This is a genomic window from Archangium sp. (genome assembly GCF_036388035.1).
Classification (GTDB): Bacteria; Myxococcota; Myxococcia; order Myxococcales; family Myxococcaceae; genus Archangium.
In genome coordinates this window covers 1-10778 of sequence record NZ_DASVSO010000490.1, presented here as the reverse complement: position 1 = coordinate 10778, position 10778 = coordinate 1, and the positions used below count along the sequence as shown (strand labels likewise).

Annotated in this window: 9 protein-coding genes; 3 read left to right on the top strand and 6 right to left on the bottom strand. The window is 68.7% G+C overall.

Annotated features, from left to right (window positions below):
* Positions 1–79: 79 nt before the first annotated feature.
* Entirely contained in the window at positions 80–1018 is a 939-nt protein-coding gene (locus VF697_RS19825; protein ID WP_331097268.1) for a DUF4382 domain-containing protein, read from the bottom strand.
* A gap of 196 nt (positions 1019–1214) precedes the next feature.
* Positions 1215–2690, bottom strand: coding sequence for a pentapeptide repeat-containing protein (locus VF697_RS19820; protein ID WP_331097266.1), 1476 nt, complete (start codon positions 2688–2690; stop codon positions 1215–1217).
* Positions 2691–2733: 43 nt separating this feature from the next.
* On the opposite strand from VF697_RS19820, the gene VF697_RS19815 reads away from it, so the two are divergent.
* Positions 2734–3699 (top strand): RluA family pseudouridine synthase, encoded by a 966-nt coding sequence (locus VF697_RS19815; RefSeq protein ID WP_331097264.1) that lies wholly within the window; start codon positions 2734–2736, stop codon positions 3697–3699.
* Positions 3700–3701: 2 nt separating this feature from the next.
* A complete protein-coding gene (locus tag VF697_RS19810; RefSeq protein ID WP_331097270.1) occupies positions 3702–6272 on the top strand; it encodes a PBP1A family penicillin-binding protein in 2571 nt (856 codons plus the stop codon).
* A gap of 3 nt (positions 6273–6275) precedes the next feature.
* On the opposite strand, the gene VF697_RS19805 is transcribed toward VF697_RS19810, so the two are convergent.
* On the bottom strand, positions 6276–7037 hold the full coding sequence (locus VF697_RS19805) for an SDR family NAD(P)-dependent oxidoreductase (protein WP_331097262.1): 762 nt from the start codon (positions 7035–7037) through the stop codon (positions 6276–6278).
* Between the two features lie 268 nt (positions 7038–7305).
* Here VF697_RS19805 and VF697_RS19800 point away from each other — a divergent pair, with 268 nt between their 5' ends.
* Positions 7306–8205: a carbohydrate-binding protein gene (locus VF697_RS19800; protein WP_331097260.1), complete on the top strand. Its 900-nt coding sequence runs from the start codon at positions 7306–7308 to the stop codon at positions 8203–8205.
* Positions 8206–8262: 57 nt separating this feature from the next.
* Here the strand turns inward: VF697_RS19800 and VF697_RS19795 are convergent, their stop codons facing one another.
* The 3 genes from VF697_RS19795 to VF697_RS19785 are packed head-to-tail and all read right to left on the bottom strand — an operon-like array spanning position 8263 to position 10596.
* Positions 8263–8940, bottom strand: coding sequence for a glutathione S-transferase family protein (locus tag VF697_RS19795; protein ID WP_331097258.1), 678 nt, complete (start codon positions 8938–8940; stop codon positions 8263–8265).
* A 30-nt stretch (positions 8941–8970) separates the two neighbouring features.
* On the bottom strand, positions 8971–9513 hold the full coding sequence (locus VF697_RS19790) for a hypothetical protein (RefSeq protein ID WP_331097256.1): 543 nt from the start codon (positions 9511–9513) through the stop codon (positions 8971–8973).
* Between the two features lie 51 nt (positions 9514–9564).
* Positions 9565–10596 (bottom strand): histone deacetylase, encoded by a 1032-nt coding sequence (locus tag VF697_RS19785; protein ID WP_331097255.1) that lies wholly within the window; start codon positions 10594–10596, stop codon positions 9565–9567.
* Positions 10597–10778 lie beyond the last annotated feature (182 nt).

Below are 10778 nucleotides of genomic sequence, written 5' to 3'. Positions count from 1 at the left end.
AAGAACGACCGGGGAGACGGTGTCGTACCGTCTCCCCGGCCGCTCCTTCACTTACTCCAAACCGTTACCGCGCCAACCGTTACTGCGCGGAGGCCGACTTGAGGGTGAAGGCCCGCGTCTGGTCCGTGCCCGAGCCGATGGTGACGGGGGCCGGCACGGCCGGGTTGGTGGTGAAGCTCACGCCCGCGGGGCCCACGAAGTTGATCTGGTAGGCGCCGGGGACGAGGAACTTGAACTGGGCCTCGAACACGCCGTCGTTGTTGGCGTCCGTCAGGGCGATCTCCTCGGCGGCGGCCTCGGCGGCGCCATCCGTGCTGCTCTCGGTGGTCTTGAGCGTGGCCGTGAAGTCGGCCAGCGTCACGGCCCGGCCGTTGACGGTGGGCAGGGTGACGGCCGCGTCCTTGGTCAGGGTGACGGTCACGCTGCCGCTGAAGGTGATGTCCGCGCCCTTGATGACGGGCTTCATCACCCACTTGTCGCCCTGGCCGCGCTCCTTGCCGAAGCTCTGGGAGACGTCGAAGTCCACCAGGATGACCTTCTGCTCACCGGAGACCTCCACGTCCCCGTCGAACTTCACCTTCAGGCCGGAGGAGCTGAAGCTCGGCGTCTGCAGGTTGCCGGCGACCTTGGCGCCCGCGGGCAGGCCCGCATAGTCATTGGAGGTGGCGTAGATGAGGGTGCTGCCGTCGGCCTGCTCCACCTCGATGTAGGCGCCGGAGATGACGAAGCGCAGCTCCTTGTAGCTGCCGGCCGGGACGATGGCGTCCTTGACGAGGTCCGCGGTGTCGTTGGCCAGGCTCACCAGGTTGGTGGTGGCCGGCGTGTCACGCAGCACCAGCTTGCCACCCTCACCCTGGAGATAGACCTCCGAGATGGTGACGACGGCCGCCTTGAAGTCGCCGGGGGCGTCGGTGAGCTTGATGGTGACGCGGCTCTCGCCGGACTCACCGCAGCCGGTGGTGACGAGGCCGAAGGCGAGCGCGAAGAGGCTGAGCGCGAGGATCTGGAGGCGCTTCATGGGGGATGCTCCGGGGTTGAAGGGCAATGTCATGAGCCCTGCGGCTCACGGGCCTTCCCCAAAGCACTCCCCGTGCCGCGAGCCAACCCCCTGGAATCAGGGCAGCCAGGGGGACGGGCGCCCGGCGGGTGTACCGGATGGGACAGGGGGAGTGTCCCGAGTCGTTCACTCCCCCATCCACGGGTGTCCCGGGCCGTCACTCCTCGCCGGGCGACTGGACGATGAGCTTCTCCTTGCCGCACACATCGCAGCGCAGGTGGACGAAGAGGTCCTCGTCGCTGTCCTCGGGCACCTCGCCCTCGGGCACGCCCAGCTCGGCCTTGCCCAGCGCGGGCACCTTGGTGGGGATGTCCTCGGCGCGCAGCGACTGCACGTACGTCATCTCCCGGTCGTGGCACTCGCGCGTCTCGGCGCCGGTGAGCCACGCCGGCTCCATGCCCTCGGGCAGCCGGCCGATGAGCTCCAGGTGGCCGAGGGACTCGGCCAGGTAGGCCAGGCGGCGCAGGCGGGCCTCCTCGGGCAGGGCGGAGAACACCTGGAAGCCCTCGAGCAGCGCCTGCCGGTCCTCCCCGACGGCGAGCTGGGCCAGCTCCATGGCGGCGTCCGCCGACTCCAGCGCCTCCTCCCAGTTGTTGTCCGCGTTGAAGCCGGCCTCCAGCAGCGCGGTGTAGAGCTGCGTGGCGGCGAGCCGGCGGCGCACCTCGTGGGTGTGCTCCACCACCTCGTGGGGCAAGCGCAGCTCCAGCAGGGCGCCGGTGGTGCGCGGATCCACCGAGGCGGTGTTGTCATCCACCTTCAGCTCCTCGCGCAGGGCGTCCTTGAGCACCTTGGCGGCGGAGAAGCGGAAGTCGGGGACGACGCCCACCTCGCGCAGGTACATGGCGGCGAGGTGCGAGTCCTTGCTGCCCAGCCGCAGCGAGCGCTGGGCGCGCTCCACCGCGCCGGGGTCCGCCGAGGGCTTCTTGTTCTCCAGCCGCGTCTTCACCGCCTCGCGGTAGAGCGTCTCCAGGGAGGAGCCGGGAGGCAGGCGCGCGGGCAGCAGCGGGCGCAGGCCGGGCACGTCCAGCACCCAGAGGGGTGGCGCGCCCAGCCGCTTGAGGGCGCGGAAGAAGAGCTGGCCCGGGTTGTCCTGGGGCTTGAAGGGCGGCAGCTCGCTCTCCGCGGGCAGCTCGGGCATGGACGGACCCAGGAGACTGCCCGGGCCCATCACCTTGTCGCGCTGCTCGCGGGTGAAGGCGGTGATGCCCTGCACCGGTGGGGGCGGAGGGGGCGGGGCCTCCTCGCCATCGAGTCCGACGACGCGGTCCATGTCCACGTCCTCGAAGTCCGCCTCCTCCAGCCCCTTGGCGCCCGTGAAGTCGCAGCGCAGCAGCTTGAGCTTCTCGAAGGTGGCGCCCTCGAGGTTGGCGCCCCGGAAGTCGCAGTCCTGCAGGCGACCGCCGTGGAAGTAGGCGTTGGAGAGGTCCGTATCGCGGAAATTCACCTTGGACAGGTCGCAGCGTTCCCACTCGCTGCCCACCAGTCCCAGACCCGACAGGTCGGTGTTGGCGGAGAAGAGCTGCGCGAAGGTAGCGCCAGTGTGCTCGGTGGGCACCTTGCCGGCCTTGCGCAGCCGGTTCCACTCCGCGCTTCCGTTCTGTAGGAGCTGTTCAATCGAGGGGGCTTTCGGCATGGACCCGAATTTATCGGTGTGGTCTGGTCCGTGCGCCAGTCAAATGATCGAGTTCCGAATCGACGACGACAACGCGGGTATCCGTTTGGACAAGTTCCTACGGAAGAAGCTCGCCAATGTACCGACCTCGCACCTCTTCAAGATGATTCGCGTGAAGAAGGTGCGGGTGAACGGAAAACGGGCCCAGCCCGAGCAACCCCTGGCGGCCGGCGACATGGTCTCCATCCGGGGGACCGAGGAGCAGCTCCTCGCCCCGGCCAGCCCCGAGGAGCGCAAGCCTCCACCCCCGCCCCCCGTGGACCCCAGCGAGCTCATCATCCTGATGGAGGACGACTGGATGATGGCGGTGGACAAGCCGAGTGGGATGGCTGTCCACACCGGCAGCGGGATTACGGGAGGGACGCTGGTGGATTACGTGCGCGCCCACCTGGGGCCAAAAGCCGTGAGGAACGACTTCACCGCCAGCCCCGCGCACCGGCTGGATCGGGAGACGAGCGGGGTCATCCTCGTGGCCAAGCGCCGGCCGGCGATGGTCCACTTCACGGAAATCTTCACTCACGGACATCCGCGCAAAAGGTATCTGACACTGGTCAAGGGGAAGATGCCGCGCGATTCAGGCGTCATTAACCTCCCGCTCGCCGAGCACCAGCAGACGGCCGAGTCCAAGGCCCGACGCGGGGTGAACATGCAGGAGGCCGTGACGCGATGGAAGGTCATCAAGCAGTCGGGCGAGGCAGCCCTCCTCTCCTGCGTCATCGAGACCGGACGCACTCATCAGATAAGAAGGCATCTGACCGCCATCGGCCATCCGGTGGCGGGAGACAAGAAGTACGGTGATTTCGCCTTCAACCGAGAAGTGAAGGCCCGCTGGGGCCTGAAACGTTTGTTCCTGCACGCCGAGAGCATCGAATTTCCCCACCCGGCTCACGGGGGCAAGGTGGAGGTAGAGGCCAAACTGCCCCCGGAGTTGAAGGACGTGCTCAAGCGCGCCGCGCTGGACCCCACATGAGTATGAATCCCGACGAGAAGACCGATCGCTCCCAGTCGAAGCTGGTGCTGGAGGGCGTACCGCCCAAGCGCTCCTGGTGGGTGAGGCTGCTGAAGTTCGCGGCGTGGGCCACGCTGACGGGGACCACCGCGGCGGTGATCGCCGTGGCGGGTGTGTACTACCACTTCTCGCAGGGGCTGCCGGAGATCCCCCGGGTGGACCAGTACTGGCCGCCCATCGTCACCGAGGTCTACACCGACGACGCGGTGCTGGCCGGCGAGTTCTACCACCACCGGCGCAAGGTGGTGCCCTACGAGCGCATCCCCAAGCGGCTGGTGCAGGCCTTCATCGCCAGTGAGGACTCCAGCTTCTTCGACCACCATGGCGTGGACGTGCTGGGCACGGCGCGCGCCGGCTTCAAAACCATTCGCAAGAAGCTGGGCCTGGGCGGCAGCATGCAGGGTGGCTCCACCCTGACGCAGCAGACGGCGAAGGCCGTGCTCATCGCCGCCGAGGGCTACGAGAGCGCCACCGCCAAGAACCTCACGCGCAAGATTCGCGAGGCCATCCTCGCCCGGCGCCTGGAGGAGGCGCTGACGAAGGAGGAGATCCTCTACCTCTACCTCAACAACGTCTTCCTCGGGCACCACAGCTACGGCGTGCAGAGCGCGGCGGAGAACTACTACCGCAAGGACGTGCGCGACCTGACGCTGGGGGAGATGACGCTCATCGCCGGTCTGCCCCAGGCGCCCAGCCGCTACTCGCCCTTCCAGAAGCCGGAGGCGGCCCGCAAGCGCCGCTCCTACGTGCTGCGCCGCATGTTCGACGAGGGCATGATTTCCGAGGCCGAGCGCAAGCAGGCCGATGCGGAGCCGGTGCAGGTGTACCCGGTGGAGGACGTCTTCCACGAGTTCGCGCCGTTCTTCACCGAGCAGGTCCGCCGTGACGTGGTGGAGCGCTACAGCAACAAGGTGCTGCTCAACGACGGCCTGAAGATCTTCGCCACCATGGACAGCGAGCGTCAGCGCGCCGCGCAGGACTCGGTGCTGGACGGCCTGCTGTCCATCGACAAGCGCCAGGGCTTCCGGGGGCCGGTGATGCAGCTCGCCACGGAGCAGGAGCGCAAGGCCTTCCTGGAGAAGGCCACCAAGGTCGTGGGCAACGAGCAGCTCCAGGAGAACAAGCTGTACGTGGCCCTGGTGACGAAGGTGGAGGCCGAGGGCGCTGACGTGCAGGTGGGTCCGCACAAGGGGCTGCTGCCGCTGCTGGGCATGCGCTGGGCGCGCAAGGTGAACCCCGAGGGTTTCTACCCGGGGCTGATGCTCACCTCCGCCAGGCGGGTGTTGAGCGTGGGCGACGTCATCGTGGTGCGCCACGTGGTGAAGAAGGACCTCACGGACGACAACGTCCAGTTCGACCGCAAGCTGGACAAGGAGGTCCCCGAGGGCGTGCCGCTCTTCCGGCTGGAGCAGGAGCCGGAGCTGCAGAGCGCCCTGGTGTCCATCGATCCCCACCGCCAGTACCTCACGGCGATGGTGGGCGGGTACGACTTCGACGCCAACGAGTTCAACCGGGCCTTCCAGGCGTGCCGTCAGCCGGGCAGCTCCTTCAAGCCGCTGGTGTACTCGGCGGCGCTCGAGCAGCTCGGGTGGACGGGGGCCACCATCATCGTGGACTCGCCCATCGTCGAGCATGACCCGGAGAACGGGGTGAGCTGGAAGCCGGACAACTACAGCGACGAGTTCCTCGGGGACGTGCTGCTTCGCACGGCGCTGGTGAACTCGATGAACATCCCCGCGGTGAAGACGTTCGCGGCGGTGGGCGTGAAGAACATGGCCGCGTGGAGCGAGAAGCTGGGCCTCACCACGCCGATGAACATGGACTTCTCCGCGGCGCTGGGCTCCTCGTGCGTGTACCCGTACGACCTGGCCAACGTGTACGCCACCTTCAACCGCTACGGCCGCAAGAAGCCCACGTACTTCATCCGCAAGGTGGAGGATCGCTTCGGGCGCACGCTGGAGGACCACACGGCCTACGACGACGCCTGGGCGCCGCTGCAGGACCGGGTGGCGGCGGGCTACGCGCGCATGTTCGAGGCGGGTGAGCAGGTGATGAGCCCCGAGACGGGCTTCATCCTCACCTCGCTCTTGCGCGGCGTGGTGGCGGAGGGCACGGGTGGGCCGGCGCAGAAGCTGGGCAAGCCGGCGGCGGGCAAGACGGGCACCACCAACGACTCGTTCGACACCTGGTTCGCCGGCTACACGCGCGACCTGGTGACGGTGACGTGGGTGGGCTACGACAAGAACGAGCACCCGCTGGGCCGCTACGAGACGGGTGGCCGCGCCTCGCTGCCCATCTGGCTCAACTACATGAAGCCGGCCCTGGCGGCCCGGCCCCAGGCCGAGTTCTGGCCGCCCGAGTGGCTGCGCGATGACCTGCGGCTGCTGCGCATCGACAAGAAGACGGGGAAGATCGCCTCTTCGGGCTCGAAGGACGCCACCAACATCTGGTTCAAGAAGGGCACGGAGCCGGAGGACGTGACGCCCGAGAAGGGCCAGGTGGGCGCGCAGGAATTCCTCATGGGCGCCCCGTAGCCGTCAGCGCGCCTTGCGCATGGCGGCGTCGAAGAGGGCGTTGGGCAGGCTCTTCACCAGGCCCATGACGCCGGCCATCTGCCAGGGGAAGGCGTACTGCGCCTCCCCGCGCAGGATGGCCTTGCCCATGCGCTCCACGGCCTCCTCCGTCTCGAGGAGGAAGGGCATGTTGAACTTGTTCTTCGCCGTCATCTCGCTCTTCACGAAGCCGGGGTAGAGACAGGTGACGCTCACGCCGGTGCCCCGGAGGTCCACCCGCAGGCTCTCCATGAAGGTGTGGAGGAAGGCCTTGGAGGCGGAGTAGGCGGCGTTGCGCGGCAGGCCCCGGAAGGCGCCGAGGCTGGCCACTCCCACGACGTGACCGCGCTTGCGCTCCACCATCTGTGGCAGTACGGCGCAGAGGGTCGCGGCGGCACCGGTGATGTTGACGTCGATGGTCTGCTTCACCGTCTCCCATTTGATGCGCTTGCCGGACGTCTCCTGGCCGTAACCGGCGTTGGCGATGATGAGATCCAACCCGCCGCTGGCGGCGTCCAGCTCCCGGATGCGCGCGAGGGTGGCGTCCGCGTCCGCGACGTCCAGCTCCACGGGCTCCACGGTGGCACCGGCCGCACGGGCCTCGTTGGCGAGCGCCTCCAGGTTCTCGCGGCGCCGGGCCGCGGCGTACACCTTGACGCCCCGCCGGCCGAACCAGAGCGCCAGCCCGCGCCCCAGGCCGCTCGAGGCCCCCGTTACCAGCGCCGTCCGATAGCTCATCTCCGCCATGTGTCTCCTCCGGATGTCGGTGCCTTCCTGCCACGGAAGGGCGGGGGAGGGGAGGAGAAATGGCGCGGTGCGGCAGGCGGCGCGCGCATCGTGCCGGGGACAGTGCAACCGCACCCGGGGGCAGGGTGTCGGGCGCTGGATGCGAGGTGAGCTTACAAGCCGGTCAGGAGAGGTGGGCTGAGCACTCGCTCGCCCGGGAGTCTCATGGGGTGTCCGGGTGAGGGGAGTTCCGCCAGGGTTGGACCCTTGGGTGGGATGGAGGTGGGGCGTGGGGGCGTGGAACCTGGGGCAGTGCTTCTTGAAGCGGATGCGGGTGGGCCTCGTGCTCGGACTCGCGGTCGCGGGAACCTCTGTGTCCGCGCGGGAAGCGCAGCCGCCTCCGTCGGCTCCGCTGGCGGTGGGCACGGACAGCTTCGGCGTGGCGATGCTCTACCCGACGAGGGTGGACGGCGAGACGTGGACGCTGGCGCCGGATGCGACGAGGGACCCGCGCTTCGATCCGCAGGACACCCTCACGCGTAACCGGGATGGCTCCTGGAAGATCCGGAGCAAGCAGGTGCGGATGCAGGTCCTCACGTCGACGGGGTACGACGCCGCGGCCATCTCCACCGATCGTGACGCTCTCGCGAGCAGTGGCTACATGTTGGCGCCCAACGACTGGAAGAACGTGGAGATGACGGGCTACGTGAGGGTGAACTCCGGCGGCAAACCGGAGGAGAACCTCTCCTGGCAGGCCCGAGGCGGCGAGCACTCCGACGGGCGGCCCTGCGAGGGCTCGGCGTACCACGGAGCACTCCACTACGACGGCCAGGTGCGGTGGCAGAAGGAGTCCTGGCACGTGAGCTACGAGTCGTCTCCCTATGCGGCGGCGACCACGGCCCTGCGCGGCCGATGGGTGGGCTTCAAGGCCATCATGCGCAACGTCACCACCGCGGAAGGCACGACGGCCGTCCAGCTGGAACTGTGGCTCGACACCCGGGCCGACAAGGTGTCGTGGGTGAAGGTCTACGAGATGACCGATGCCGGGGACTGGGGCGGAGATGCCTCCGCCTGCGGCGGCACCGTGGACGCCATGCCCATCACCTGGGGAGGCCCCCTCGCCATCTTCCGCTGGGACGGCGCCAACGATGTGGACTTCAAGTGGCTGAGCGTGCGGGAGATCGAATAGGCACCCGAGGGGGCCCACAGCCCCCGTGAGGTGACTTCGGCATGGTTTCGGGCCTGCCTACCGCTGCACGATGGTCTGCGCCATCTTGATGGCCCGCTCGCGGTCCGCGTCCGTGTCGAGCTTCTGCACGTGCGGCACCGCGAGCCCCTTCTGCGCCGCCGGCCGCTGCTCGATGGCCGCCAGCCAGCGTTGCAGGTTCGCCAGCCCGTCGATGGACACGCCCGCCCACGTGTGGGCGCGCACCCACGCCCAGTTGGCGATATCCGCGATGCTGTACTCGCCCGCGAGGTACTCGCTCTCCCCCAGCCGCGTGTCGAGCACCGTGTAGAGCCGCCGCGTCTCGTTCTGGTAGCGATCGATCGCCGGTTGGATTTTCTCCGGGAAGTAGCGGAAGAAGACGTTGGCCTGCCCCTGCATGGGGCCCACCCCCGCCATCTGGAACATCAGCCACTGCGTCACCCGCGAGCGGCCCTTGCGATCGCTCGGCAGCAGCTTTCCCGCCTTCTCCGCGAGGTAGAGCATGATCGCCCCCGACTCGAACACCGCGAAGTCTCCCTCCTCGCGGTCCACGATGGCCGGGATGCGCCCGTTGGGGTTGATTCTGAGGAACTCAGGGCGCTTCTGCTCACCCTTGCCGATGTCCACGGGGTGCACCGCGTAGGGCAGGCCCAGCTCCTCCAGCGTGACGGACACCTTCCAACCATTGGGCGTCGTCCAGGTGTACAGGTCGATCATCGGTAAGTTCCTTTCAGGCGCTTGGCGCGCTCAAGCTCCGAACAGTCCGCTGAGCACTTCGCGGTAGTAGTTGGTGCTGCCCACATGCGAGGAGTGCCACTTCGCCGACTGGCTCAGCCGGTTGACCACCGCCTCGAACTCGGCCTGGCTCACGTCGCGCAGCGACAGGTACAGGCGCACCGCGCCCTGCAGGTACGCGAAGAGCGGGTGCGGGTCATCCCCGTCCGGCCGGCGGCGGAGCTGGCGGTAGAGCCGCTCGAACTCGTCATCCGTCTCGGGCCTGCCGGTGGCCGCGCAGTAGTTGGCGGCCGTCGACTCCAGCAGCAGCAGGAAGGGCTGGTACTGCGGCGGCGGCGTCCGCGACAGGTCCGGCGGTACCGCCGAGCCCGTCCACAGCTTCGAGATGGGCTGGAGCGTCACCAGCACCAGCCCCTCGTTGCCCATCACCGGCACTTCCCCGCGCAGCGTCACCACCTTCTTGTTCTCGTCGCGCTGGATGGGCACCCGGAGCATCTCGGGCTGCTCCACCTTCAACCCCGCGCGCTGCAACTTCTCCACGGCTTCACGGTCCACGTCTCACCCCACCACCATCGGTCGTCGTATGGGTCTCCACCTCGGCTCCGCCTACCTGCCCAGCCCGGGCCAGTAGCGCACGAGGGCCTCACGGCTGCGCTGGAGCGCCGCCGCCGCTTCCCGTGAGACCCCCTCCGGGAAGCTGTCCTTTGCCTCTCCCGCGAGCACCTCCACGCAGGTGTGTACCGAGCGCGAGAGGCCCTCCAGCGAGTAGCCGCCCTCCAGCAGCAGCACCAGCCGCCCGCCGCACGTGCTGTCCGCCAGCGTCTTCATCGCCGTGCACATGGCCCCGAAGCCGCGCTCGGTGAGCTCCATGCCGCCGAGCGGATCCCTGTGGTGCGCGTCGAAGCCCGCGGACACCAACACGAGGTCCGGCCGGAAGGCCTCGGCCACCGGGAGGAAGAGATCCTGGAAGAGCGCCCCGTAATCCGCGTCCTTCCCGCCCGCGGGCAGCCCGCAGTTGACGGTGTAGCCGGCGCCCGGGCCCTCGCCCACCTCGAAGGGCGCGCCCGTCTGCGGGTAGTACGGGTACTGGTGCGCGGACATGTAGAGCACGTCCCGCCGCGTCCAGAAGGCCGCCTGGGTGCCGTTGCCGTGGTGCACGTCCCAGTCGAGGATGAGCACCCGCTCGGCGCCCTGGCGGCGCGCGGCCTCCGCGGCGATGGCCACGTTGTTGAAGAGGCAGAAGCCCATGGCCTTGTCCGGCTCGGCGTGGTGCCCCGGCGGCCGCGCCAGCACGAAGGCGTTGCGCGAGCGGCCCGCGAGCACCTCGTCCACCGCCTGCACCGAGGCCCCCGCCGCCAGCACCGCCGCGTCGTAGCTGTCCGGCGACGTCACCGTGTCCGGGTCGACGAGCTCATGCCGGCCCCTCAGCCCCTGGAGGTACGCGCGCAGCCGAGGCGTGTGGACGGAGGCGAGCTCCTCCTCGGTGGCCGGGCGAGGGGCCCGCCGCTCGGTCCCATGGATGGGCTCCGTTTCGAGCAGGTGGAGGATGCGCGCCAGCCGCGCCGGCCGCTCGGGGTGCTCCTCGCCCGGGTCGTGTCGGAGGAAGAGAGGGTCGGTCAGCAGCAGCGTCTGGGTCATGGCGCGGGCTCCCACCCCAGCAGTATGGCGCGAACACGGCGCGTGCGTCTGCCTCCTCGCTCCTCGTGCTGGAGGTCATGGGCGAGTGCCCTGGGCCGGACCGTCGGTTTCTTGCCCTTCGAGGGTCAACCTTCCTACAGTCCGCTGGCCTTGTTCCGACGCCTGAAAAAGCCCGGCCTCCG